A 24,955-nucleotide genomic window follows, 5' to 3' on the forward strand; every position below is an offset into this window, starting at 1 on the left:
ATTATTTTGACTTAGCAAAAACAATTACAGACTTTTGCACACTAAGGCTAATATGTTCCATAATTTCAAAATAACATCTTATATCATCCAATAATTCAGATTCGCTTTTGACAAATCCTATTGGATCATTTGGCAAATATAGACTTACCATAAAATAATCACTGACTTCAGATATCTCTTTTAGCAATTTTTTATAATTTGAAAAATAAGAAAAAGCCTCGCTTGAAAACACCAAGTCTAATTTACCCCCCCCCTCACAAATACCTCTTGCTAATATCAAATCAGAAAAAGCTCCTATATTATTTATGTCACACACAACAAAATCAATATCGTTAAACCTCTCTTTTGCAATATCTATGGCAGTTTGAGATATATCTATACCTAAACAAGTATTGTTTTTCTTCTTTAAAATATGTGTTAGAGCCCCTTTACCACAGCCAATATCTACTATAGTATTAAAATTATACTGATTTAAAATTTCTAAACATATCTTACGCTGTAATTGCCTACTATCATCTTGATGCCATGAATCAAATTTTTCAATAGACTCATGTGCATACATATTTTCAAAATCACCTATAAAAGTGCGCTTTTCTACATCAAAAACATACTTATGATACTTTGCCATTACATTTTCCTAAATATTTCTTTTGCTTTTTCAAAAGTCAAAATATTTTTAAATCGATCCCCTAAGGCATTATTTAATGGCTTTTCATGAATTATAGTTGATGCATAAAGCTTTTTGTATATATCTTCAGAAACACTACTGGCAATTCCTCTAGGGATACTAACATTTTGTTTTTTTGCCATCATCCAAAATTCTTCCAATTCATTTGGATAAAATTCATCCATTGCAGTCATTGCGATACAGTTTCCAATACAATGATGCGTATCAAAAACAACGCTAAGACCAGCAGAAAATGGATGAACTAATCCGACATAACTGTTTGCTATCGCACATCCACCAAGGTATGAAGCAACCATTAATTTTTCCCTATTTTCATCACTCATCATATCTTTACTTAAAAATATTTCTCTACATAAATTTATGGCTTGATGAGAAAAGGCATCACCTATCGCATTACGATAACTACCATTTAGTGATTCAATACAGTGTAAATAAGTATCCATTCCGGTATAAAAATACTGATCTCTTGGCACACTTTTTGTTAAATCAGGATCTAAAATAAGTTGGTCATATATGGTAAAATCACTATTCATTCCAAGCTTTAAACCATTTTCAGGATTTGTCATAACACAAGTTCTACTAGCTTCAGCTCCAGTGCCAGAAATTGTTGGTATACCTATCTTATAAATAGCTTGATTTTTTACTAAATCCCATCCCTGGTAGTCTTCGGCATTTCCTGGATTTTTTAATAAATTTGCAATTGCTTTTCCAGTGTCTAGAGTGCAACCACCACCCAATGATACAATTGCTTTTGGATTTATTTTATTTTTTACAAGCAAATTATCTCTTAAAAGATTAATACCTTTAGTTTTAGGCTCATCCTTTGTCTGAACAAAGAAAATTTCATCTTTATTTGTTATAGGCAAATTTTCTAAAATTTGATTGCCTTTAAAATATTCATCAATAAAATACACAACATAATTATCGCCTTCAGCTCTAGTATCTAAAATTGATTTCAGATTAGAAATCGATCCTTTGCCAAACATATACCTTAAAACATTTTTTGAATTATTCATGTTAATTACATCCTATCTTTAGCTGTGATTCCCATTATGTTAAATGCTGTTTTTATCGAGACAGCAACGACTGCAAAGACTTTTAACAAGCTATCTTCATTTTCATTTCCAACCACGCGGTTTTCATTATAAAATTTATGAAAGCTAGCAGCTAGCGACTTTAGATAGTCTGGTATCTTTTGAAGCTGCCTTGAAGCAAAAGCATCCTCTAAAATTTCAGGCAAGATTAGCGCTTCAAAAAGTAAATTTTTAGCATTTTCATCTAGGCACTCAAAGTCCGCGTTTATCACGTCACTAACGCTTTTTCCAGCCTTTGCAAAGATCTGATTTATCCTAGCGTGAGCGTAATTTATATAAAAAATAGGATTTGAACTATCCTCTTTTTTAAGCTCATCCACGTCAAATTCCAAACTGCTTGTGTTTGCCTTGCTTATAAAGATAAACCTAAGCGCCTCAGCACCGATATCGCTCACGATATCGCTCATCAGGACCGCATTGCCAGCGCGCTTACTCATCTTGTATGGCTTGCCCTCTTTTAGCAGACTAACCATCTGCATAAGTATCACTTCAAGCTTGTTTTCATCGTATCCAAGGAAATTTATCGCAGCCTTTAGCCTTGCGATATATCCGTGGTGATCCGCGCCCCAAATGTTTATATAGTGGTCAAAATTTTTCTCAAATTTAGCGTTATGATAGATGATATCGCCAGCTAAATATGTCGGTCTGCCATCATTTCTAACCACAACCCTATCGTTATCGTCGCCCAGTGTGGTAGAAGCGATATAAGTAGCGCCCTCTTTTTCATACATTTGATTTGAGCGTTTTAGCTTGTCTATGGTTGGCTCCATGCGGTCGTAAAGTGCTTTTTCACTAGCCCAGCTCTCTATAAAAATGCCAACATCAGCCAAGTCTTTTTTGATGATCTCAAGCACGATATCCTTGCCAAATTCGGCAAGCTCAAGGTTTCTGCTCTCGTCATAAAAAATTTCCTTGCCAAATTTCTCATTTGCAAGCTTAGCGATATCTAAAATATAATCCCCGCGGTAATATTTCTCTGGATAGACGACGCTTTCGTTAAAAAGCTGCTCTTTAGCTGCGAGAGATATCGAAGTGCCAAGCAGATCTATTTGATTGCCCGCATCGTTTATGTAGTATTCTGTTGAGATAGCGTAGCCAAGTCTTTTGCCAAGTCTTGCCAAAGTATCGCCATAAACTGCGCCTCTAACGTGTCCGATGTGAAGCGGCCCAGTTGGATTTGCACTAATGTATTCTATTAAATAGCTGTCTTTTTTCGCATCTTCTTTTGCAAAATTTTCGCTATCTAGCAAAATTTGCTTTGAAATTTCATCTAAAAATTCGCTCTTAAGCTTGAAATTTAAGTAGCCATTTACCGCACTAGCTTCCACTATCTTGCTATCACTAAATTTATCAGCAAACTCGCTAGCTATCATAGCCGGCGACTTTCTTAGCTCTTTTGCGAGGCTAAAAAGCGGCGTCGCATAGTGGGCTAAATTTTTATCCTTTGGCTTTTCAAGCACAAATTCGCGCTCTAAAACCTTTAAAATTTCAGCTTTTACTTTATCTTTCAACTCTAAAACCTACGCGTTTTTAGTTGTTTCTTCTATCTTTTGACTAGCAGCGCTCTCTTCTTTATGCTCAACTTTTTCGCTCTTTTCAGGGGTTGCGTCCTCCATCTCGGCCTTAAAAGTCTTTATGCCCTTGCCTAGTCCTTTTGCAAGCTCTGGGATCTTCTTTGCTCCAAAAAGTAATACAATGATCGCCAAAACGATCAACCAGTGGCCAATACTAAAAGAACCCATCTTTTCTCCTTATCAAATTTTCTCAAAATATTATCATAAATTCCTGAATTTCTAACAATCTATCCACTCGTCGATGACGTTTCTTAAGTTTATCTTAGCACTTTTTAACCTCATCGCTCGAAGGATTGATTTTAGCCCTTTATAGCTCTTTTCTATATCATCATTTACTAAAAAATAATCATACTCTAAAATATGCTCCATCTCGCCAACTGCGTTCATTAGGCGATTTTCTATCGTCTCATCGCTATCTGTTCCGCGGTTTTTCAAGCGCCTTTTGAGTTCTTTTTTATTAGCAGTTGTTATAAAAACTGAAGTGATGTAGCTTTTAAATTTCTCAAGTGCGATGTGAAAGCCTTGCACATCGATGTCAAATATTACTATCTTTCCAGCTTCAAGCGCTGCTAAAATAGGCTTTAAGCTCGTACCATAGTAGTTTTTATGCACCTGCGCCCACTCTAAAAACTCGCCCTTTTCTATGCCGCTTTTAAATTCATCTTCTTTTATAAAATAATAATCCACCCCATCAACTTCGCCTTCTCTTTTGGCTCTTGTTGTGCTTGAGATAGAAAAATATAGGTCTTTCTCTTCCTTTAAAAGACGGCCCAAAAGCGTGCTTTTACCGCTTCCACTAGGTCCCGAAACTACTAAAATTTGTCCTTGCAACTACTTTTCCTCGAAACTTATATTTATCTTGATGTTCATATCTTTTAGCACATCTCTTAGCGAGCTCTCATTTAGCGACTCGTGGACGTGTTTTGTTATCTTTTTAGTTAGCTCTTCTTTGTAGTCTTCTTTTGCATCATTTTTTGAGCTTATTTGAGGCATATCTTTTAGCCCAAATGCCGCTAACATCGTGTTTTCATCTATATCATCTATCGATGCTGCGTCAAAGTTTAACTCGCTTGGTGCTGCGTCTTTGCTCTCTTTTTGTACGTCTTCTTCTTGAGCATTTTCTTCTTCAAAAGTTTCATCTACTAGACCTAGATCCTCTTTGGCTTCTGGCTCGCTCACCTCTTCTAGCTCTTCTACTGACATCTCATTAGAAGCATTTTCACTCTCGCTAGACTCTAAATTTTCTAGCTCCTCGCTTGAAATTTCATCCAAAGCCTCTTCTTCTATATCTTCTTCTGCTTTTTCATCATCTACTTGAATTTGCTCTTCATCAGCCTCAGAGATCTCATCTAAATTCTCATCATCTTTAGGCTCATCTTCTAAATTTGCCTCATTTTCAAGGCTATATTCATCATCAAATTTGGCTAGTTCGTCTATATTTAGCTCTTCTTGCTCTAAATTTTGAACATCTAGCTCGGTATCGTCTAAATTTTTATTTTCCTCGTCAGACTCTTCACTATTTAGCTCTTCATCAAGCGAATCGATCTCACTAAGCTCAAATTTACTCTGATCTATCTCATCAAGCTCACTACCCGCGTTCTCTTCATCAACCAAGCCTGCAACGTCATTTTGGCTAATAATATCATCTAAATTTTTATTTAGCTCTTCATCTACTTCAGACTCTTCTGGCATATTTTCTATCTCATCAACAAGTGCGCTAAGCTCTGCTAGATCGCCATCTTTGCTCTCTTCGCTCTCATTTGCATCACTTATCGCTTCTCTAGTCTCTTCATCCACGCTCTCATCAGCAAGGTCCTCGCTAGCAAGCTCTTGCAGGTCCTCAAGCTCTTCTAAAGACTCCACATCGCTAGCTTCATTTTCCTCTTGCAAGTCACTCTCGTTAATCTCCTCACTTGGGCTATCTATGCCACTTTCTAAAAGCTCTTTATCAAGGTCTGCGAAATTTTCTAAATTTGTATCTATATCAGGCAGCTTAAACCCTGACATCTCGTCAAAATTTATAGCTTCGTCGCTAAAATCACCAAAGTCGCTTTCGCCCTGCTCACTAGCATTTTGCTCGGTAGCTGGCTCATCTTTTGGGATATTTTGCTCAAAAACACTTATAAATTCAGTCGGTAAAAATGGTTTTTCAAGCATCAAAGTAGCAAATTCTGGTTTGCTCTCGCCACGACTTGCTAGATACATCACCTTTTTATCTGTAGCTAGCTCGCTACTATCCACGTCACTGTCGATTATGATAAAGTCAAACTGAGCATCGTCAAATCCATTTAGATCCTCAAATTCGCTATATTCGGTGCCGATTTTATTCAGACTTAAAGTTATCAGACGTGAAACTGCTGGATTTTTATTTATTAGAGCAACTTTCATCATCCCTCCTTGTAATAGTAAAAGCCTATTCTATGATAAATTTCATTGCTATTTTCTTAAAAAAACAGAGCCGGCAGATCATTTATCACTTTTAAAAGTAGGTCGCTCATTATCTTCATAATGCCTGCTAAAATGGCTATCAAAACAGAAAATCCAATCGTCACTTTGATAGGATAGCCGATGACTAGTAGGTTAAACTGCGGCATCGTCTTCATGAGCATACCAAAGATAGAGTCTGAGAGTAAAGAGAGGGCGATGATAGGAAATGACATGATAAAGCCAAACATAAACAAATTTGTAAATAAATTTATCGCATAGCTCATGATGCCAGGGCGCGGATAAAAATCGCCAAGAGGCACAACAGCAAGCGAGCTAGCGTAAAACTGAAGGAGTAAATGGTGACCGTCAAAGGCTAGAAATGTTAGTAGCGCGATGAAATTTATAAGGTTTGCGATGACTGGAGAGTTTGTGCCAGTTTGTGGGTCAAGCACAGAGGCCATCGAAAAGCCCATGACCATCGAGATTTGCTCGCCTGCCATTTGAAGTGTGGCAAAGATGATGGTTAGCATAAGTCCAGCACTTAGACCCAGCATAACCTCGCCTAAGATCTCGCCGATTAAGAAATTTATAGAGTTTGCATGAGCTTTTGAGATGGGAAATAGCACGACGCAAAGGACAAAAACTAAAAGCGTTTTTACGCTAAGAGGAATTTGATTGTGCGAATAAAATGGAAAAAATACGATGAGACCGCTTAGGCGTGCAAACAAAAGCATAAAAACTATTGCTTTATCGGCTCCAAAAAATTCTACTAGTTCCATTTTGCTCTTTTAAATTTTTTGCTAATTTTACAAAATTTTACTTTGTTTTTAAATTTATGTGGTCGTTTTTAGAAATTTGAAGCTAAATTTTAAGAAATTTGCACAAGCTCTTTGTTCTCAAGCTTGTATGAGTTGTCGCATTTTGCGGCTAGATCGTTGTCGTGAGTGACTAGAACAAGGGCAGCGTTATTTTCATTTATGTAGTCAAATAAAACTTGCATCACTTCATTTGCTGTTTGCTTATCAAGGTTGCCTGTTGGCTCGTCTGCAAAGATGATCTTTGGCTTTTTAGTAAGCACTCTAGCAATGCTGACACGCTGCTGCTGACCGCCACTTAGCTCACCAACTTTTTGATTTATCACACTTGAAATTTTAAGCGCTTCAAGATCATTTTTTTCTATATTTTCGCCTGATAGTATGCTTGCAAGCTCGATATTTTCATAAGCGCTAAAACCTTTAAAAAGATAGTGCGACTGAAAAATGATGCCAAAATGAAGCCTTCTAATGGCCAAAAGCTCGTTTTGAGAAAGCTCATAGATCGATCTATCTTGATAGATGACCTCGCCAAAATTTGGCTTTAAAAGTGTTGAAAGTATGTGTAAAAGCGTTGATTTGCCACAACCGCTAACGCCAGTTATCGCGATACTTTGTTTTTGATTGAGAGTTAAATTTATATTATTAAAGAGCGTATAATCATACGCAAAGCCTAGATTAGACGCTCTTAAAATTTCCATTAGCCTATTTGAGCAGCAACTTCTGCAGCAAAGTCATCTACTTTTTTCTCTAAGCCTTCGCCAAGCTCGAAACGAACGTATTTTACGATCTCGATCTTGCCGCCAAGCTCTTTGCTCTTCTCTTCGATAACTTGTTCGATAGTCTTTTTATCGTCCATTACATAAAACTGGCCTAAAAGTGTAAGGCGTTGGTCAAGCACTGTGTTATCAGCGTAAAATCTCTCGATCTTGCCAGGGATGATCTTGTCCCAAATTTTCTCAGGCTTGCCCTCAGCTTTTAGCTCTTCTTCGATCGCTTTTGTAGCTTTTGCAAGCTCAGTCTCACCTATCTGGCAGCGGCTAGCATACTCAGGGATGTGGTGAAGTGGCTTACCTAGGCGTTTTAGCTCTTCATTTTCTTTTTCAAGCTCGGCGCGAAGTGCGATAAATTCTTTTTCAACAAAATCTTTATCAAGATCTTTGTAGCTTATAACGCTTGGCTTCATAGCGGCTGCATGCATACATAAATTTCTTATAAATTCAGCTGCTTTGTTTGCAACTTCAGCACTTTCGCAAGCTGCACCGATAAGTACGCCAACACGGCCATTTGAGTGAACGTAGCCATTTACCACGCCCTTATCATCAGCGCTGATTGTCTCAAAGCGACGAACTACAAGGTTTTCACCGATAGTTGCGATCTGAGTTTTGAAATATTCTTCAAATTTAACACCATTTAATGTGCTTGCATTTAGCTCTTCAACTGTTTTTATACCACTTGATTGGATGTGAGCCGTTGCGTCTTTTGCAAGCGCTTGAAACTGTGGGTTTCTAGCAACGAAGTCGGTCTCAGAGTTGATCTCGCTGATAGTTGCTTTTTTGCATTTTGAGCAAACTTCAACGCTTACTAAGCCCTCGCTTGCAAGGCGGTCAGCCTTTTTAGCAGCTTGACCTAGGCCTTTTTCACGAAGTATATCAACAGCTTTTTCCATGTCGCCATTTGCTTCGCCAAGTGCCTTTTTGCAGTCCATCATGCCAGCTCCGGTTGATTCGCGGAGCTCTTTTACCATTTGTGCAGTTATTTCCATTACTCTTCGTCCTCGCCAAAGTCTTCTTCGCTCATAGCCTCAGCTACAACTGCATCTTTCTCATCTTGGCTTACTTCTTCGCCAGTAGCTTGCTCGCCACCATCTTGCTCAAGAAGTGATTTGCCTTCGTTAATAGCCTCAGCCATCTCTTGGCAGAAAAGCTGAACAGAGCGGATCGCATCGTCGTTTCCTGGGATAGGATAATCAACAACGTCAGGATCGCAGTTTGTATCTATTGGTGCTACAACTGGGATTTTTAAGCGATTTGCCTCTTGAACAGCAATCTTTTCTTTAACTGTATCAACAACAAATATCATATCAGGTAGGCTTTTCATGTTGCGGATACCGCCTAGAGTTGCGATAAGCTTCTCTTTTTTGCGGCGAAGCATCAAAGCCTCTTTTTTAGTTAGTAAATTTATCGAACCATCTTCTTCCATAGCCTCGATAACTTCTAGTTTGCGGATAGACTGGCGGATAGTACCGAAGTTTGTCATCATACCACCTAACCAGCGGTGATTTACATAAGGCATTCCACATTTTTCAGCGTACTCTTTTATAGCGTCGATAGCTTGTTTTTTAGTACCGACAAATAGCACTGACTTGCCTTCAGCAGCTGCGTCACGAACGATGTTGTAAGTGTAGCGGAAGTAGCGGATAGTCTTTTGTAGATCTATAATATAGATACCTTTTCTCTCGCCAAAGATAAATTTTTTCATCTTTGGGTTCCAGCGGCGTGTTTGGTGACCAAAATGTACGCCACACTCTAATAAATCTCTCATAGTTACCATGAGTTTCTCCTTGTTTTAGGCATTTTGCCTTGAATTTAGTTTTATCCTCCACGACCATTAATGCTTTCGCACAACCAAATTTAGGATTGTCGTGTGTGAAATAAAGCTTGGATTATATTGAAACTTGGCTTTATTGAAGCTAAATTTAAAGATTTCTTTAGCTACAAATAAAGCTCAAATTTTCATAAATTTACTCAAAAAAGCCTTTTTTAACGACCTTTTCGTCTTTAACGCAAAACTCGCCTTTTGCGATCACGTCGTATAAATTTAGCTCCTCGTCAAAGACACAAAGATCAGCGTCGTTGCCGACTTTTATCTCGCCTTTTTGGCTTAAATTTAGATATCTCGCCACGTTTTTACTCATCAAAGACAAAGTATCTTCTATCTTTAAAATTTTATTTCTTACCAAAGCTTGCAATACCTCTAAATTTGACGCACATGACGCGCAGCCATATCCCACTAGCTCGCCATTTTCGTTAAATTTAGGCACGCTGCCGTTGCCATCTGAGCTCATCGTTAGGCGCTCTAAATTTAGCCCATTTTCAAGGCCATAAGCCACCACCTCGTGAAGTGGGGCAAATTTACTTCCACCACTTGTGATATCGACGTTTCCGCCCATTTTTTGAAACTTCAAAGCCTCGTTAAACAAGTCTTTCGTCCTAGCGCAGTGTGTCGGCGAGAAGTAATGAACTGGGAATTCATAGTCTTTTATCACCTTAAAGACGTTGTCAAATTTCTCACTCAGTCCGCCCATGTGCATGTGAAGCACGCCGCCTTTTTTAGAGACCATGCCGCCTATGCGTATCTTGCTTAGAATTTTGATGAGCTCCTCTTTTGAGACGTAGCTGCCGCGGTTGTCGGTCAACGCGATCTTTACGCCGATCACTTTGTCGATTAGTATGAGGTCCTTTGCGATATCGCCGGTAAATGTCACACAGGGGCTTGCATATGAGCCGGTGTGGATAAAGGTCGAGATGCCCTCAAACTCGAGCGCTTTTGCTTTGGAGTAGAGATTTTCCAAGCTTCTAGTCACTCCATCAGTCCCCAAAACGCCAACAAGCGTCGTAGTGCCGTATTTTACGATCTGGCTAAGCGTGATCTCAGGTGTTCTTGAGTGATATCCAGCCTCGCCGCCGCCACCCGTGATATGCACGTGCTGATCAATGAGACCTGGAGCTAAAACCTTGCCCTTTAGGTCGTAAATTTCTAGCCCTTCTACGCTAAAGCTTAGCCCCTCGCCGATGGCTAAAATTTTACCGCCACCTACCAAAACATCGCGCTTGCCAAGAAATTTTGGCGTGTATAGATTAGCATTTTTAAGCAAAAGCATCTTTTCTCCTTTATTTGCTAAGTTGTACTTTCTCTTCTATCTCCATCAGTTTTATAAAAATTTGCTCGATATTTTCCCTATCTACGGCGCTTAGCTCCATCTTTTTTGAGCTAAGTAGCATCTGCACAAACTCTTCGTTCATAAGCTGCTCAAAGCCCAAATTTCTAGCGTTTTGAGCTATTTTTGCCGCTAGTGGATTTTTAAAGCTCTCATATCCCATTTTTATCCTTAAATTTCACTGCAAATCCGCAAAATCTACCGCACACGCCGTCTCTTCGGTATGAAAAATATCTCTCGTCGCAGTGCGTGCAGACCTCGCTAAAGTTTAAATTTCTAACCCCAAGTGCGCTAAATTCATCCCTCAAAGCTGCGTTCATATCAAAATTTCTACCTATCTTATATGCGTTAAATTCCCCAAGATCAAGCTCGCCCACCTCGTAGCAGCCGCCTTTTATATTTGCTCCGACAAAGACGCTCATCTCGCCCGCTCTTGAGCCAAATTTCTCGCCCATAAGCGTAACTGCTTTTGTGCAAATTTTTAGCATCACGCCAGCTCTTCCTGCATGAGCCACGCAGATAGCACCCTGCCTCTCATCTATCATCACGACTGGCGAGCAGTCAGCCACCAAGACGCAGATGCCAACATCACTTAAATTTGTGATCACAGCGTCGCACTCCGGCAGCTCATCTTTTTCATCTTCAAGGACAAAAACCTTGTCCGAGTGGATCTGCTTCATAAATTTAAGCTGCCTAACGCCTAAATTTCTAGCCAAAATTTCTCTATTTTCTATGACATCTTTTGGCTCGTCGCCCACGTGATCACCTAAATTTAGCGAGCTAAATTTAGCTTCACTCACACCACCAAGCCTGTTTGTAAAGCCAGCTACTATGCCATTTTTATCAAAAACGATATCTAAATTTTCACGCATCTTCGCTCACTTAGTAGAGGCTTGAAATTCTCTCGACCTCGTCCCAACTAAGGCCACCATTTTGCTTAGCCTCAAGCATCCTAGCCACGTAGCGAGCCAGCAGGTCACTCTCGATATTTACGCGTCTGCCGATCTTGAAAGTGCCAAAAAGGCTATCTCTAAATGTGATCGGTATGATCGTTAGCCTTATGCCCTTTGGTAAAATTTCATTTATCGTAAGGCTCACGCCCTCGACGCCCACCGAGCCCTTGTTTGCCATCAGAGCCATCGCCTCTCGCGGCAGGTCGATGTAAAAATCAACGCCGTTTTCATGCTTTTTTATAGCTGAGATCACGCCGATAAAATCGATATGCCCTTGCATCAAATGCCCATCCACGCGCTCTCCAAGCTTCATAGCTGGCTCAATATGCACCAAGCCACTTAAATTTTCAACCGCGACATTTGCCCTGCTCTCCGCGCTTAGCTCCACACTAAAGCCATCATCATATAGTTTGATAACGCTTAAGCAAGCGCCATTTACTGCTATGCTATCGCCTAAATTTGGGCGAAATTTAGCCTTTAGTCGTAAAACATTTTGTGAGTAGCTAATGACCTCGGCAAGCTCCCTGATTAAGCCATTAAACATATTTTGCCTTTAAATTTTTTAAGGATTTTACTAAATTTTGCCTAAATTTGGCGCATGGATAGATTTGCTAGTTTTCGTGAATTTTAAAAGATATAAAGGCTAAATATAATGGATAAGACAACATTAAGATGAGCTTTTGAGCGGTCACGCAAAAAACAAAAAAGCGAGTGTAACCTAGAAAAGAATATAAAAAAGCTGACAAATTAGCGATGAGCCACTAGTTTGGTAACAAAAGTCGCTTGCAAGGTAAATTTGACTGGCGGTAAATTATAAAAATTAAATTTGATCTAGCCAGTATAAATTTCAACTGCTATTTGCCTTTAAATTTTTAATTTTACACATTCTACGCGCGAAATTTATATGGCTCGCCAAAAAAACAGCAATAATAATTTTACTACCAGACGCATATCAAAAGCTTTTGGCTAAATTTCGCCCCTAGCTCGTCTGCAAAACTAGCCACGTCTTACTAAAGTCGTGCGCCGCTAGATCATCCCTCTTTACCCACAGATAAATTCTGCCCTCACCGTCCCAGTCCATGTCGCTCTGCTCATCGCTATCTATTTGCAAAAGCAGCTGCCACTGGGCGGCATTTTTCTCGAACTCAGCGATATTTGGGTGGTGATAAGCGCTACCATCGCCGCAGTCAAGGCCGTTTGCCACGAGCTCGCACTCTAGCTCCATGCCGTCTTGGATATTGTCAGAGTGACCAAGTAGCTTGTTTTCTTTAGCCTGCCAGCTTGGCTCGATGACCTCGTGATAGGCCTCCCACTCCTCCTCGCTAAATTTACCAAATGGCACGAGCGAGCTTTGCAAACTTGGCAAATTTAGCTCGCTCCTAAAGCCAAGAGATCGCGCGCCAAATGTGAAATTTCCGCTATCCACGTTTTGTCGAACAAGCTGGTCTTGAGCTGCCTCACTAAAGATCACAGCAAAGCCCTTTTTATCGGCAGGGTCGTAGCCCCAAATGCGTAAATTTATATCATAAAAAAGATAGAGCATGCCACTTTTTGGTAGTAACCCGTCGGTGTCAAATTTGCTAACTTCAGCAAAATTTATCTGAGCCACAAAGCTAAGCGCGCCGTTTTCATTTGACGGCCAAGGCACGCTAGCTGGAAGATCTGGCTGTCCGCCAAATTTAGACGCTCCAACAGCGATATCACCGTCATCTCTAGCCTGTACATCTATCTTTATAGCATTTTTAGCCATTGGCTTTAAAAACTCAAAAAGCTCATCCAAACCGCGCTCTTTGCAGCCTTTATAAATTTCATTTAGATCCATATTTTTCCCTTTCTAGCAAGCATCAATGTAGATGTGATACTTTTTGCAGTGCAAGCAGCGAAACAAATATCCAGCAAAGTCGCCGCCAGCTACGAGCAGCTCGCGAGCCATTTTCACGTCGTAATCGTCTCTTTTTGCGTAGTCATCAAAGACCTCGTCTGCGATGCCGAGTTCCTCAAGCTCCTTCGTGCCCACATCGCCCAAAAATGCGCAATAATCATCACAGCACACCACCCAGTGCTCGCCCTGCCAGCTCTCATAGCCAGGTGTTCTATTAAAAAGCTCATCATCTTTTTTGGCGTCATCCGTGGCAAGCTTGTCGGCGCCCTGCACAAAGGTAGCGTCAAATTTTCTAGCAGCTTCACCATTTGCGATGCAGGCTGGGCAAAGATAGGTGACGTCTTGCTCGCTATAGACGCCATTGTTGTAATAAATTTCTGTGTTTTTACCGCAACACTCGCAGATGACGCTCATATCATCTTTAAATGCGCCAGTTTTTAATGGCTCTGGGTGGTAGCGAAATTTTGGCAAGGTAGCAGCCTTTGCCTTTTGGGCTAAAATTTGCTCTTTGCTCTTTGGCCTTGGCACCGCCCATTTGTCGCCCTCATCCAAAAACTGCGCAAGATAACCAAGCGTTTTTAGCTGCTTTTTGTCGTTTTTGTCATGTATCTTTAAAAGTAGCTCGTAAGCACTCTTTTGCATAGACAAAAGTTGATAAATATCGACTAAAACGCTTTTTGCCTGCATATCCTCACTTGTCTCAAGCTCTTCTTTAAACTGATACAAAGCCTCCACGCTCGCCGCATTGCCGTTATTTTTGTAGTAATCTTTTGAAAGTTTTATATATTTTTCTTGAAATTTATCCACAAATAGCCTTTATGAAATTTGCTAAGAATTTTAGCTTTAAACACTTAAAAGTCGCATAGGTGAGTTATTAAAATTTAAAAGAGTGGGATAAAAATATAAAATTGTTTAATTTTTAAAATTTAAAAAAGGTATATTAAATTTAGCACAAATGAGAGCTGCAAGCGAATTTACTTAAACTTTCAACTCACTTGCGACTATAAATTTTACTCTTCGTAAGCCCCGATAGAGAGGATTTTGTCTATTCTTTTTGCGACAAGCTCGTTTATATCAAGCTTCTCAAGCTCGGCTAGTTCTGAGATGAAGTAGTTTGCAAGTGCTTTAGCGGCACCGTCTTTATCTCTATGAGCTCCATTTATCGGCTCATTTATCACGTCATCTATAAGCGATAAATTTTTTAAGTCATCAGCCGTTATCTTCATAGATTTTGTAGCTTGCTCTTGTTTAGCTGGGTCGTTCCAAAGTATCGCAGCACAACCCTCTGGCGAGATGACTGAAAAGACAGAGTTTTTCATCATAGCAAGTCTATCAGCCACACCAATAGCTAAAGCACCACCGCTTCCGCCTTCGCCGATAACGACAGCTATTATTGGAGTTTTTAAATTTGCAAATTCAAATAAATTTCTAGCTATAGCCTCGCTTTGACCTCGCTCTTCAGCACCAACACCAGGATATGCACCTGGAGTGTCTATCAAAAACAAGATAGGTAGGTTAAATTTCTCAGCCAATTTTGCTACGCGTAAAGCCTTTCGGTAGCCCTCCGGATGAGGCATACCAAAATTTCTTTTTAGTTTATTTTTAGTGCCACGACCTTTTTGCTCGCCTATAACGACAGTCTTTTTACCTCCGATATAGCCGATGTAGCAGACTATTGCTGGGTCATCGCGAAATGCCCTGTCGCCATGGATCTCATAGCCATCAACTAAAAATGAATTTATATAATCAATAGCGTATGGCCTATCTGGGTGACGAGCAAGTTGTAAACGTTGGTATTCGTTTAAATTTTTATATACTTTTGATATTTCTTTAGATAGGTTCTTATTTAAAATTTCAACAGCATGTTCATCGCCTCTGATCTTAGCATTTGCTATATCTTCATCAATTTGCTTTATGCTCTTTTCAAAATCTAAATAATTTGACATCTTAATCCAACTTTTTAAATATCACGACGCCGTTTGTTCCACCAAAACCAAATGAGTTGCTCATAACAGCTTTTATATCAGCTTTTCTGGCTTTATTTGGAACGTAGTCTAGATCGCAATCTGGATCTGGCGTTTCGTAGTTTATCGTTGGAGGGATGATGCCATCTCTCATTGCCATTATAGATATGACAGCTTCGATCGCACCAGCACCGCCTAAACAGTGTCCAGTCTGACCTTTAGTTGAACTAACTGGTGGGCACTTATCGCCAAAAACAGCCTTTAGTGCAGCTGTCTCGTTTTTATCATTTACTGGCGTTGAAGTACCATGTGCATTGACATAGTCTATCTTTACGCCTTTTGCCATATCAAGTGCTTGTTTCATCGCGCTTAATGGGCCTTCAAGTGTTGGTGATGTGATGTGGTGTGCATCTCCGCTCTCACCAAATCCAACTACTTCAGCGTAAATTTTAGCACCTCTTGCAACAGCCGACTCGTACTCTTCAAGCACAAGTGCGCCAGCGCCCTCGCCCATTACAAAGCCATCGCGGTTTGCATCAAATGGTCTTGAAGCTTTGCTTGGCTCTTCATTTCTTGTTGAGAGTGCTTTCATCGCTGCAAAACCGCCTATACCAACGCCGCAAATAGTTGACTCAGCACCGATAACTAGCATATTTGTTGCTTGACCGATCATTATGCATTTTGCAGCTTGTGATATCGCATGAGTGCTTGCTGCACAAGCTGTTACGCTTGATAAATTTGGACCTTTTAGTCCGTGATTTATTGAAACTATGCCACCTAGCATATTTACAAGTGCCGATGGGATGAAAAATGGCGAAATTCTCTTTACGCCTTTTTCAAAATATGTGATTGAGTTTTTCTCAATATTTGGCAAACCACCTATACCAGCTGCTGAGCTAACGCCAAATTTATGAGCATCAAACTCCTTAAAATTCGCATCAGCCATAGCTTCGTTAGATGCTTTTATGCCAAGCTGTATGAAACGATCTACTTTTTTCACCTCTTTGCCGTCTAAAATGCTATTTGGATCAAAATCAGTTATCTCGGCAGCAATTTTAACAGGGAATTCGCTTACATCAAAGCTCGTGATCTCTTTCACACCTGTTTTACCCTCGCAAATAGCCTTAAAAGAGCTCTCTTTATCAAGACCAAGTGCGTTTATCATGCCAATACCAGTTACAACGACTCGTTTCAATACATCTCCTTAAATCAAACTATGCAAATTTAAATTATTTGCCTAGTTTTTCTATATAATTTACAACGTCTTGAATGCTTACTAATTTCTCTGCTTCGCTATCAGGAATTTCTACTTCAAATTTCTCTTCTAAAGCCATAACTAGCTCTACAACGTCAAGTGAATCAGCGCCTAAATCTTCGATGATTTTAGACTCTAGTTTTACCGCTTGTGGATCTACGCTTAGTTGCTCTACAACTACGTCTCTTACGTCTTCAAATACTGCCATTTAAGGTCTCCTTATAAAAAATGTCTGTTATCTTATAATATTTACGCTTTTATTTATTTTAAATTTCAAAACTTATTGAAATTTCATTACATATAAAGTCCGCCGTTTATTTTTAGCGTCTCGCCAGTCACGTAGCTAGCGTGATCACTTAGTAAAAATGCAACCGCCTCAGCCACCTCGCTAGCACTGCCAAAGCGTTTTAGTGGGATATTATCACTATAAGTTTTTTTTACCTCATCACTTAGCCCATGCGTCATATCAGTCTCGATAAAGCCCGGAGTTACGCTATTAAAGCGGATATTTCTGCTCGCACCCTCTTTTGCAAAGCTCTTACTCATGGCGATTAGTCCGCCCTTGCTGGCTGAATAGTTCACCTGTCCAGCATTTCCCATCTCACCAACGATAGATGCGACGTTTACGACTGCTCCAAAGCGCTTTTTACTCATCACTTTCAAAGCCTCTCTACATCCTATGAAAGCTGAAGTTAAATTTGCATTTATCACATCTGTAAATTCGCTAGTTTTCATGCGAAGCGCTAGCTTGTCATTTGTGATGCCAGCGTTATTTACGAGGTAGCTTAGCTCACCGTCGCTATCAACTATCAAATTTATGCCCTTTATAAACTCATCTTCGTCTGTCGCGTCAAATTTTATCACTGCAGCCTTGCCGCCATTTTGCTCGATTTCAGCCTGCAAAGCGTCTGCTATCTCAGGCTTTGAGCGGTAGTTTATCCACACTTTTAAGCCCATATTTGCAAGTGTTTTTGCGATCTGTGCGCCGATACCTCTGCTTGCACCTGTTATTAGCACGTTTTTTCCGCTAAATTTCATAGATTCTCCTTATAAATTTTGCTTATATTATCAAATTTAAAATAACGCCTCGTCCATTTCAGCTGGAATTTCAAGCCCCATGAGCTTTAAAACACTAGGCGCGATGTTGTTTAGACCGCCATTTTTAAGCTCTTTAACCCCATCAGCCATCACAAAGCAAAAGACGTCATAGGTAGTGTGGTTTGTCAGTAGCTCGCCGCTGCTATCACGCATCTCTTCGCAGTTTCCGTGGTCACTTGTGATGATCATCGCGTAGTTTATCTCTTTTGCCTTGGCGTAAATTTCTCCAAGAGCCATATCCACTGCTTCAACCGCCTTTATAGCAGCCTCGTAGTTGCCAGTATGTCCCACCATATCGCCATTTGCGAAATTTACTACGATAAAGTCTTGCTCGTCTTCCATGCCCTTTAACACGGCTTTGCAAACCTCAGCAGCGCTCATCTCTGGCTTTTCGTCGTAGGTTTTGACCTTTGGACTAGGGATTAACACCCTCGTTTCGTTGCTGGCTAGCTCCTCGACGCCACCATTAAAGAAAAATGTTACGTGGGCGTATTTTTCAGTCTCAGCCGTGTGGAGCTGCCTTAGTCCAGCAGCTGCTATGACCTCGCTTAGAGTGTTTTTTATCTTTTCATTTTTAAAGAGCACTTCAAATTTAAAATTTGCGTCGTATTCGGTCATGGTGATTAAATTTTTAATAGCAAAAGGTCGCTCAAACTCGCTAAATTTCTCCTCGCCTAGAGCCTGGCAAATCTCTCTTGCTCTATCATTTCTAAAATTTATAAAGATCACGCCGTCATCTTTGCCTATGCCTTTAAAGCCATTAAAGCTTGCTGGCTTTACAAACTCGTCAGTCACGCCCTCGTCGTAGCTTTTTTGCAGATACTCGCTTGGTGCTAGATCGCTTAAATTTGCCCCCTCTACCAAGCTATCATAGGCCTCTTTTACGCGCTCCCAGCGTTTATCTCTATCCATCGCGTAAAATCTCCCGCAAACGGTCGCTACCTTAAATTTAGCCTCCAAGCTTTTTATGAAATTTAGACCGCTATTTGGGCTAACGTCGCGTCCGTCGGTGATAGCGTGGGCAAAAACTTCGCAGCCATTTTTACTAGCAAGCTCGCACATGCCGTCAAAATGCTCCATATGAGAGTGCACGCCACCGTCGCTATATAGCCCTATGACGTGGATCTTTTTGCACTTTTTAAAAAGAGCTTTTAGCGCTTCATTTTCTGCTATTGAGCCGTCATCAAAGCCGCGTGAAATTTTGACCAAATTTTGATACAAAACTCGACCGCTTCCTATGCACATGTGCCCTACTTCGCTATTTCCCATCTGCCCTTTGGGTAGCCCCACAGCGTTTCCAGAAGTTTTTATGAGCGAGTTTGGGATTTCTTTAAAAAATTTATCGTAGTTTGGCTTTTTGGCCGCCTCAAATGCATTAAATTTGCCATTTTTGTTTGATCCGATGCCATCAGTTATTATAAGTATAGTTTTTTGAGCCATTTTGAAAATTTTATCCTTAAATTTAGATAATTTTTAAGGCCATTATACTAAAATTGCTTTTTTTTAAAATAAAGGCTCCCATGTTTTACTATATCTACGAAATTTTAAATTTTAATATCTTTCAATACATCACCGTTCGTGCAGGTTTTGCATTTTTCATCGCATTTGCGCTTACAGCGTATCTGATGCCTAAATTTATCGCTTGGGCAAAGGCAAAAAACGCCGCCCAGCCTATCTACGAGCTCGCGCCACAAACACACCAAAAAAAGGCCAAAACACCGACCATGGGCGGGCTTGTCTTTGTCTTTACTGCCGTGATCGCCACGATCATCTGCGCAAGGCTTGATAACACCTTCATTCTAGCCTCGCTCTTTTGCCTAGTTTGCTTCACTCTGCTTGGCTACAAGGATGATTACAGCAAAATTTTAGGTGCGAAAAACCACGCCGGCCTAAGCCCAAAGGCAAAGCTCTTTTTTCAGTTTCTCATCGCCTTTTTACTCGCAGCCTTTTTATACATCAGCAAAGAGCTAAACACCGAGTTTTACCTGCCATTTTACAAGCAGCCCATCTTTGATATGAAAATTTTTGCCATTTTCTTTTGGACGCTTGTCATCGTCGCAGCCTCAAATGCGGTAAATTTAACAGACGGACTTGATGGCCTTGCTGCCGTGCCATCGATATTTTCACTTCTAACACTTGGCGTTTTTGCCTACATCTGCGGCCACGCTGTCTTTAGCTCGTATCTGCTTTTACCAAAGATCGCAGGCGTTGGCGAGAGCGTCGTCGTAGCCTCTGCGCTCATTGGCTCGCTCATGGGCTTTTTGTGGTTTAACTGCCACCCAGCTGAAGTCTTTATGGGCGATAGCGGCAGCCTGAGCGTCGGCGCATATATCGGTTTTATGGGCGTTGCGACCAAAAACGAAATTTTGCTCATCATAATAGGCCTCATCTTTGTCGTAGAGACGCTTAGCGTCATCTTGCAGGTGGGTAGCTTTAAAATTTTTAAACGCAGAATTTTCCTAATGGCGCCTATACATCACCATTTTGAGATAAAGGGCTGGGCGGAAAATAAGATCATCGTGCGCTTTTGGATCATCGCGCTTTTAGCAAATTTGATCGCACTAACGGCGCTAAAGATCAGGTAGATCATGCGAGCGCAGATAGAGCCTGACTTTGAGAGTGCTAGAAAAAAATATGATGAAATTTTGGAGCAAATTTTAGCCTACACCGACTATTGCGACGAATTTGGCGATGAGGACGGCGAAGAGTACCGCAAAGTAGAGCAGCGTCTAGCCAAGATAAGCGGCAAGGATATGAGTAAATTTAGCCTGCACGAGTGGTGGGAGGCTGAGGGCGCTGAAAATCTCGCCTTTGACATCGCTTTGCCAGAGCCAAAAGTGGTGCCAGATATAACAAAAGACGAGCTTAGGCAGATCGTGGAGCGTATGTTAGCACCTGTGCCTGAATTTGAAGATGATTTTTTAGAGGCATTTTATGTAAGAGTAACATTTGCCTGCGAAGGCGCATATTTTGCAGAGTTTTTAAAGCTAAATTTTGCCAAAACATTTAGCTTTGAGCTCTTTGAGCGCCGCGAGATAGAGGGCGTGATGCGTGAGCTAAGTGCAAATGAGATAGTAGAAATTTTATGGGGCAAAAGAGGATAAAAGCATGAGAAAATCACTATTTGGCTATGGCGGCACGACGAAAGCTATCGCTAAAAACTTTGTGAATGAGGGCTTTTGGGATATCTACGATGATAAATTTAGCGAAATTTCAAAAGATGAGTTTGGCAATGCTCTTTTGCCAGTTGGCGAATTTGATCCAGCAAAAAGTGACCTAGAGATACCAAGCCCAGGTATCCCGCCTCACCACGAGCTTATAAAAAAAGCTAAAAATTTAGTTAGCGAATATGACTATTTTTATGAAATTTACAAGGCGCATTTGCCATTTAACGTCTGGATCAGCGGCACAAATGGCAAGACGACGACTACAAAGATGATGCAGCACCTGCTAGAGAGCAAGGGCTCAGTCATGGGCGGAAACGTCGGCATTGCGCTGGCAAATTTAAACCCGCACGCTAAAATTTGGATACTTGAGACTAGCTCATTTACGCTTCACTACACAAACCGCGCCACACCTGGCATCTACGTGCTTTTGCCGATCACGCCAGACCATCTAAGCTGGCATGGCAACATGAGCGAGTACGAAAAAGCCAAGCTAAAGCCTCTTGCTAGCATGAGTGAAACGAGCGTAGCGATTGTGCCTGAAATTTACGCTAAAACGCCTACAAAGGCCAAAGTGATCGCCTATAAAGATGAGAGCGATCTGGCTAAATTTTGTGGTGTAAATTTGGACGATATAGCCTTTAAAACGCCATTTTTACTTGACGCACTGCTGGCACTTGCGGTTGAGAAAATTTTATTTGACCGCTGTGATGTAGGACTTTTAAACACATTTGTTATTGAAGCAAACAAGCTTGAAGAGCTCACCGACAAGATGGGGCGAACCTGGGTAAACGACACAAAAGCGACCAACATAGACGCCAGCATTCAAGCCGTAAAACGCTATAAAAATCACTTCATGCACCTAATCTTAGGTGGCGACGACAAGGGCGTTAGCATGGATGAGCTCTTTGAAAATTTAAAGGGTCTTAAGGTCAAAATTTATGCCATCGGCTCAAATAGCGACAAGCTTATAAATTTAGCTGCTAAATTTAGCATCCCTGCCCTAAAATGCGACTTTTTACAAAATGCTGTAAATGAAATCGGCAAAGAGCTAAAAAAAGGCGAGATAGCACTTTTAAGCCCAGCAGCTGCGAGCCTTGATCAGTTTAAGAGCTACGCCGAGCGAGGAGATAAATTTAAAGAGTTTATAAGGGCTCTTTGATTTTAAGCTATTTTTTAGATCTTGGCGTTTTGTCTAAATTTTGCCACTAAATTTAAAGAAAAAAGCAAAAATTTTCTCTATAAGAGTTTTTTATTGAATACTTTTTAAGTTTATGCTAATATTTGGCGAAAAAATTAAGGAAGAATTTTATGCCCATTACCCCTAGAAATGATGCAAATTTTAAAGAAAACTTAATAGATATCATCAAACTATCATACAGCGCCGACATCAATAAGCCTTTCATCTCTGGCGACAAGCTACTTATGGGATATAGTTTTAGTCTAAAGGACGATCTAGACGCGATATGCACTCAAATTTATGGTGCTAACAAAGCAAAAGTGATCGAGGCTATTAGAAAAGCCATAACCGACACTACAACAAAAACCGTTGTTCAAAAGATAGATGTAGAAAAGCTTTTTAACGATATAAATAATGCTGCAAAGGTCGCTTACGGCGCAGAGTTGCCTGAGTTTAAATTTAGCCAAGATGAGCAGTTAAATGCCATTTTAGAGTCAAAACTAAAGCCATTAGCGGCTGATATAAAAGAGAAACTAAGAGGCTCGTCGCTTGCAAATTTAGAGGAGGTCAAGCTCGCTTCATCTGGGACGTCTAATGTCTCAAAAGAGCACGTCGCACTCCTAGCCTTGCTTCACATAAGTAGCAAGAAAAATATCGACCCAGCCTTAGCAAGCTTCATTAAGAGCAAAAGCCGCTTTAAAGCGTGGTTTTGGCTAGCTCACGAGAGCTTTAGCGGTGATAACCCACACAACCTTAAACTTTTAAGAAAAAAGATCTCAGCTCAGTTTGGCCTTTACGAGTCAGACGAAAACAACAAAGCTCTAAGCGACTCATCTAGCGCAGCTAGCATGGAGCGTGTCAGCTTTGGCGAGTGCATAGATATCTTTACCCACCTAAATATCTCAAAAGCTATGTATGTCACAAAAGACAAAAACGGCAAAGAGCACAAAGAAGACGTCACTCACTTAGAATTTATGCAAAAAGACGAAGAGAGATCAAACGGCACCGCTTCAAAGTGCGAGGAGCTATTTAAGCCATTTGCCGATAAGCTAAATTCTCTTTTAGCCTCCCAAACATCAAATAAATTTAGTACCGAAAATATCTACTGCGTAAATTTAACCTCCTCTTCTACGTCTAACGCTTCAAGGATAAACAAACTCCTAAAAAGAAGAGAAGAAGAGCTTTATAAACAAGAGGATATGCTCATACTCTGCCCTATAAAGACGGCTACTCCTATTAGGATATTTCAGCCTAAAAAGAGCAACTTTACCATAGTGTTAGCCAGCCAAACAGAATTTGACTGCAGCGAGCTAAACCCAAAAGAGCTAAATCCTAGCAGACCAAACTATGGCAAGCTAAATTTATGCGAGCTAATACTCACTGACTTTAAATTTGACTCTTACGAAAAAGAGAACAAAGGCGCTTCATCTGATAGAGATATCAAATTTAAAAACGCAAAGACAAAGTCAGATAGTGTGATCCTTTATAAAGAAAACGATGATGGCAAAGACGATAAAAACAAGACAAAGGGCGCTTGCTTTACTAGTATAAGACAAAGTAGCGATGAGATAGAGTACAAGCTAGAAGATGGCGTTGTAAAGATGAGCCACTTCTCCCTCCCCTCATCTAAAGACGAATATCTAAATTTCAACCTTCTAAATTTCGCTAAGGAGAATAACTTTACCCTTAGAGATGATAAAGACTCAGCTATGTTTGATATGAAGCTTCGTCTAGCTCTTGGTAATAATGTAGTACCTACATCAACATCTAGCTCAAGCCTTGCTCTAACACTAAATAATCTCATCATTGAAAACGAAAAAGGTGAAGCTAGTGATATAGATAAGATATATCTTCATCACTGCAGTGATAAGAGTATATATGAGAGCAGCTCTTTAGTTAAAAATAAAGACTCAGATATCAAAAACTCATATACAGCTACATTTAATATCCCTATAGATAGAAATGATAAGAAAGATACTAAGCTTATAGTCTATTCATCTGATCTAAGTAAAATTTATGATACTAAAAGCATACATGCCTACACTGGTACAGCTATCATATCTATAGGATATAAAGATAAAAGTGGTGGTAGTTATAGCTATACAAACAAGGTATCTTTAAGAGATATAACAGATCATATAGTAAATGTAGTCTCTGATAATGAGTATCCATTTAAGACAAATGAAGAGATAAGCTTAAAGGCTATATATAAACAAGAAAAAGGAGACAAGAGGTATAAAGAGATACTTTGGGGATATATGGTGATAAAAACCATAGAGTATAACGAAGTATCTAAAGAAAAACCTAGAGAGGTGGTAGAGCTAAAAGATCAAAAGGGTAAAGAGATAAGATTTAAAATTTCAGATCTTATAAAAAAAGATGATCTAGATAAGCTAAAGCAAGGTGGTCATACTATAGTATTTTTTGCATATCTTGAAGGAGAGAAGGATAAATTTAAATACAAAAGCGTATATGGTAAAAACCATATAAGGATAGATATAAAGATACCTCTATATATTAAATTTAAAGATGACAAGCTAATCATATATGAGTTTGAGCATGCTATAAAAGAGAAGAGCTTTAAAGCTAGTCTAAATCATGATGATGCCTTAGTAAATAAAAGTGGCTACTTATATATAGATAAAGATATATCTAAGCAAGATATAAATATCTATGAAGATGATAAACTTACTAAAGAGCTAAAGAGTGAAGATAGTACAAATAAGAGATATCAAATTTACATAGATGAAGCAAATTCCGCAAACAATCAAAACCCAAGCAACACAAACCAAACAGGTCAAACAAAGATAAACCAAGATACCAAGTATGGTATCAACCTACTAAGCAAAGATAATATGAATAGCTTTATAAACTCTTTTAATGAGTCAAAGAGTATAACAAGAGTAGATAAGGGTATGTGGGTG

Annotated in this window: 25 protein-coding genes; 4 read left to right on the forward strand and 21 right to left on the reverse strand. The window is 39.9% G+C overall.

Going from position 1 to position 24,955, the window contains the following annotated elements; genetic code table 11:
- Position 1: 1 nt before the first annotated feature.
- The 21 genes from F3G91_RS04035 to gpmI form a co-directional block, all read right to left on the reverse strand.
- On the reverse strand, positions 2–628 hold the full coding sequence (locus F3G91_RS04035; RefSeq protein WP_149700780.1) for a class I SAM-dependent DNA methyltransferase: 627 nt from the start codon (positions 626–628) through the stop codon (positions 2–4).
- Positions 628–1,704, reverse strand: coding sequence for an iron-containing alcohol dehydrogenase family protein (locus tag F3G91_RS04040; RefSeq protein ID WP_149700781.1), 1,077 nt, complete (start codon positions 1,702–1,704; stop codon positions 628–630). Before F3G91_RS04040 ends, F3G91_RS04035 begins: the two co-directional genes overlap by 1 nt.
- Positions 1,705–1,709: 5 nt before the next feature.
- A complete protein-coding gene (argS, locus tag F3G91_RS04045) occupies positions 1,710–3,293 on the reverse strand; it encodes an arginine--tRNA ligase (protein ID WP_149700782.1) in 1,584 nt (527 codons plus the stop codon).
- A 9-nt stretch (positions 3,294–3,302) separates the two neighbouring features.
- Complete coding sequence (gene tatA / locus F3G91_RS04050; protein WP_149700783.1) at positions 3,303–3,524, reverse strand: twin-arginine translocase TatA/TatE family subunit; 222 nt, start codon at positions 3,522–3,524, stop codon at positions 3,303–3,305.
- A gap of 51 nt (positions 3,525–3,575) precedes the next feature.
- On the reverse strand, positions 3,576–4,187 hold the full coding sequence (gmk, locus tag F3G91_RS04055) for a guanylate kinase (RefSeq protein WP_149700784.1): 612 nt from the start codon (positions 4,185–4,187) through the stop codon (positions 3,576–3,578).
- The gene (locus tag F3G91_RS04060; protein ID WP_149700785.1) at positions 4,188–5,744 is read right to left on the reverse strand and encodes a Highly acidic protein; all 1,557 of its coding nucleotides are present in this window, start codon (positions 5,742–5,744) and stop codon (positions 4,188–4,190) included.
- Between the two features lie 56 nt (positions 5,745–5,800).
- A complete protein-coding gene (gene fliR / locus F3G91_RS04065; RefSeq protein ID WP_103639240.1) occupies positions 5,801–6,562 on the reverse strand; it encodes a flagellar biosynthetic protein FliR in 762 nt (253 codons plus the stop codon).
- A gap of 89 nt (positions 6,563–6,651) precedes the next feature.
- A complete protein-coding gene (locus F3G91_RS04070; RefSeq protein WP_002941236.1) occupies positions 6,652–7,296 on the reverse strand; it encodes an ABC transporter ATP-binding protein in 645 nt (214 codons plus the stop codon).
- Complete coding sequence (gene tsf / locus F3G91_RS04075; RefSeq protein WP_149700786.1) at positions 7,296–8,360, reverse strand: translation elongation factor Ts; 1,065 nt, start codon at positions 8,358–8,360, stop codon at positions 7,296–7,298. The genes F3G91_RS04070 and tsf overlap by 1 nt, the downstream gene beginning before the upstream one ends.
- Positions 8,360–9,148, reverse strand: a complete 789-nt coding sequence (rpsB, locus tag F3G91_RS04080; RefSeq protein WP_149700787.1) for a 30S ribosomal protein S2 — start codon at positions 9,146–9,148, stop codon at positions 8,360–8,362. The genes tsf and rpsB overlap by 1 nt, the downstream gene beginning before the upstream one ends.
- A gap of 190 nt (positions 9,149–9,338) precedes the next feature.
- Positions 9,339–10,478, reverse strand: a complete 1,140-nt coding sequence (iadA, locus tag F3G91_RS04085) for a beta-aspartyl-peptidase (protein ID WP_149700788.1) — start codon at positions 10,476–10,478, stop codon at positions 9,339–9,341.
- A 10-nt stretch (positions 10,479–10,488) separates the two neighbouring features.
- Positions 10,489–10,698: a hypothetical protein gene (locus F3G91_RS04090; RefSeq protein WP_002941393.1), complete on the reverse strand. Its 210-nt coding sequence runs from the start codon at positions 10,696–10,698 to the stop codon at positions 10,489–10,491.
- Complete coding sequence (locus tag F3G91_RS04095; RefSeq protein WP_149700789.1) at positions 10,688–11,407, reverse strand: purine nucleoside phosphorylase YfiH/LACC1 family protein; 720 nt, start codon at positions 11,405–11,407, stop codon at positions 10,688–10,690. Before F3G91_RS04095 ends, F3G91_RS04090 begins: the two co-directional genes overlap by 11 nt.
- A gap of 10 nt (positions 11,408–11,417) precedes the next feature.
- Positions 11,418–12,032 (reverse strand): riboflavin synthase, encoded by a 615-nt coding sequence (locus F3G91_RS04100; RefSeq protein WP_107964790.1) that lies wholly within the window; start codon positions 12,030–12,032, stop codon positions 11,418–11,420.
- A 435-nt stretch (positions 12,033–12,467) separates the two neighbouring features.
- Positions 12,468–13,310 (reverse strand): YwqG family protein, encoded by an 843-nt coding sequence (locus F3G91_RS04105; RefSeq protein ID WP_149700790.1) that lies wholly within the window; start codon positions 13,308–13,310, stop codon positions 12,468–12,470.
- A gap of 12 nt (positions 13,311–13,322) precedes the next feature.
- Positions 13,323–14,177 carry a CbrC family protein gene (locus F3G91_RS04110; RefSeq protein WP_149700791.1) on the reverse strand — a complete coding sequence of 285 codons (855 nt, stop codon included), beginning with the start codon at positions 14,175–14,177 and terminating at the stop codon, positions 13,323–13,325.
- Positions 14,178–14,380: 203 nt separating this feature from the next.
- Positions 14,381–15,316, reverse strand: coding sequence for an acetyl-CoA carboxylase carboxyl transferase subunit alpha (accA, locus tag F3G91_RS04115; protein ID WP_087582860.1), 936 nt, complete (start codon positions 15,314–15,316; stop codon positions 14,381–14,383).
- 1 nt (position 15,317) lies between these two features.
- Positions 15,318–16,529, reverse strand: a complete 1,212-nt coding sequence (locus tag F3G91_RS04120; protein ID WP_149700792.1) for a beta-ketoacyl-ACP synthase II — start codon at positions 16,527–16,529, stop codon at positions 15,318–15,320.
- 34 nt (positions 16,530–16,563) lie between these two features.
- On the reverse strand, positions 16,564–16,797 hold the full coding sequence (gene acpP, locus F3G91_RS04125; RefSeq protein WP_002941395.1) for an acyl carrier protein: 234 nt from the start codon (positions 16,795–16,797) through the stop codon (positions 16,564–16,566).
- A gap of 86 nt (positions 16,798–16,883) precedes the next feature.
- Complete coding sequence (fabG, locus tag F3G91_RS04130) at positions 16,884–17,627, reverse strand: 3-oxoacyl-ACP reductase FabG (protein ID WP_021083753.1); 744 nt, start codon at positions 17,625–17,627, stop codon at positions 16,884–16,886.
- A 36-nt stretch (positions 17,628–17,663) separates the two neighbouring features.
- Positions 17,664–19,127: a 2,3-bisphosphoglycerate-independent phosphoglycerate mutase gene (gene gpmI / locus F3G91_RS04135; protein ID WP_149700793.1), complete on the reverse strand. Its 1,464-nt coding sequence runs from the start codon at positions 19,125–19,127 to the stop codon at positions 17,664–17,666.
- Positions 19,128–19,207: 80 nt separating this feature from the next.
- Here gpmI and mraY point away from each other — a divergent pair, with 80 nt between their 5' ends.
- The 4 genes from mraY to F3G91_RS04155 all read left to right on the forward strand — a co-directional run.
- Positions 19,208–20,272 (forward strand): phospho-N-acetylmuramoyl-pentapeptide-transferase, encoded by a 1,065-nt coding sequence (gene mraY / locus F3G91_RS04140; protein ID WP_149700794.1) that lies wholly within the window; start codon positions 19,208–19,210, stop codon positions 20,270–20,272.
- A 3-nt stretch (positions 20,273–20,275) separates the two neighbouring features.
- Positions 20,276–20,791, forward strand: coding sequence for a hypothetical protein (locus tag F3G91_RS04145; RefSeq protein ID WP_149700795.1), 516 nt, complete (start codon positions 20,276–20,278; stop codon positions 20,789–20,791).
- Positions 20,792–20,795: 4 nt separating this feature from the next.
- Entirely contained in the window at positions 20,796–22,013 is a 1,218-nt protein-coding gene (gene murD / locus F3G91_RS04150) for a UDP-N-acetylmuramoyl-L-alanine--D-glutamate ligase (protein ID WP_149700796.1), read from the forward strand.
- 149 nt (positions 22,014–22,162) lie between these two features.
- Positions 22,163–24,955: hypothetical protein (locus tag F3G91_RS04155; RefSeq protein WP_188116793.1), on the forward strand; the 2,793-nt coding region annotated here is incomplete at its 3' end.

It is taken from the genome of Campylobacter concisus (assembly GCF_902460715.1).
Lineage (GTDB): Bacteria > Campylobacterota > Campylobacteria > Campylobacterales > Campylobacteraceae > Campylobacter_A > Campylobacter_A concisus_AK.

Bases quoted from the DNA above. Each gene is read 5' to 3' on its own strand.
- F3G91_RS04035 (WP_149700780.1), bottom strand. From the start codon at position 628: ATGGCAAAGTATCATAAGTATGTTTTTGATGTAGAAAAGCGCACTTTT.
- F3G91_RS04040 (WP_149700781.1), bottom strand. From the start codon at position 1,704: ATGAATAATTCAAAAAATGTTTTAAGGTATATGTTTGGCAAAGGATCG.
- tatA (WP_149700783.1), bottom strand. From the start codon at position 3,524: ATGGGTTCTTTTAGTATTGGCCACTGGTTGATCGTTTTGGCGATCATT.
- F3G91_RS04060 (WP_149700785.1), bottom strand. From the start codon at position 5,744: ATGAAAGTTGCTCTAATAAATAAAAATCCAGCAGTTTCACGTCTGATA.
- fliR (WP_103639240.1), bottom strand. From the start codon at position 6,562: ATGGAACTAGTAGAATTTTTTGGAGCCGATAAAGCAATAGTTTTTATG.
- F3G91_RS04070 (WP_002941236.1), bottom strand. From the start codon at position 7,296: ATGGAAATTTTAAGAGCGTCTAATCTAGGCTTTGCGTATGATTATACG.
- tsf (WP_149700786.1), bottom strand. From the start codon at position 8,360: ATGGAAATAACTGCACAAATGGTAAAAGAGCTCCGCGAATCAACCGGA.
- rpsB (WP_149700787.1), bottom strand. From the start codon at position 9,148: ATGGTAACTATGAGAGATTTATTAGAGTGTGGCGTACATTTTGGTCAC.
- iadA (WP_149700788.1), bottom strand. From the start codon at position 10,478: ATGCTTTTGCTTAAAAATGCTAATCTATACACGCCAAAATTTCTTGGC.
- F3G91_RS04090 (WP_002941393.1), bottom strand. From the start codon at position 10,698: ATGGGATATGAGAGCTTTAAAAATCCACTAGCGGCAAAAATAGCTCAA.
- F3G91_RS04095 (WP_149700789.1), bottom strand. From the start codon at position 11,407: ATGCGTGAAAATTTAGATATCGTTTTTGATAAAAATGGCATAGTAGCT.
- F3G91_RS04100 (WP_107964790.1), bottom strand. From the start codon at position 12,032: ATGTTTAATGGCTTAATCAGGGAGCTTGCCGAGGTCATTAGCTACTCA.
- F3G91_RS04105 (WP_149700790.1), bottom strand. From the start codon at position 13,310: ATGGATCTAAATGAAATTTATAAAGGCTGCAAAGAGCGCGGTTTGGAT.
- accA (WP_087582860.1), bottom strand. From the start codon at position 15,316: ATGTCAAATTATTTAGATTTTGAAAAGAGCATAAAGCAAATTGATGAA.
- acpP (WP_002941395.1), bottom strand. From the start codon at position 16,797: ATGGCAGTATTTGAAGACGTAAGAGACGTAGTTGTAGAGCAACTAAGC.
- fabG (WP_021083753.1), bottom strand. From the start codon at position 17,627: ATGAAATTTAGCGGAAAAAACGTGCTAATAACAGGTGCAAGCAGAGGT.
- gpmI (WP_149700793.1), bottom strand. From the start codon at position 19,127: ATGGCTCAAAAAACTATACTTATAATAACTGATGGCATCGGATCAAAC.
- mraY (WP_149700794.1), top strand. From the start codon at position 19,208: ATGTTTTACTATATCTACGAAATTTTAAATTTTAATATCTTTCAATAC.
- F3G91_RS04145 (WP_149700795.1), top strand. From the start codon at position 20,276: ATGCGAGCGCAGATAGAGCCTGACTTTGAGAGTGCTAGAAAAAAATAT.
- murD (WP_149700796.1), top strand. From the start codon at position 20,796: ATGAGAAAATCACTATTTGGCTATGGCGGCACGACGAAAGCTATCGCT.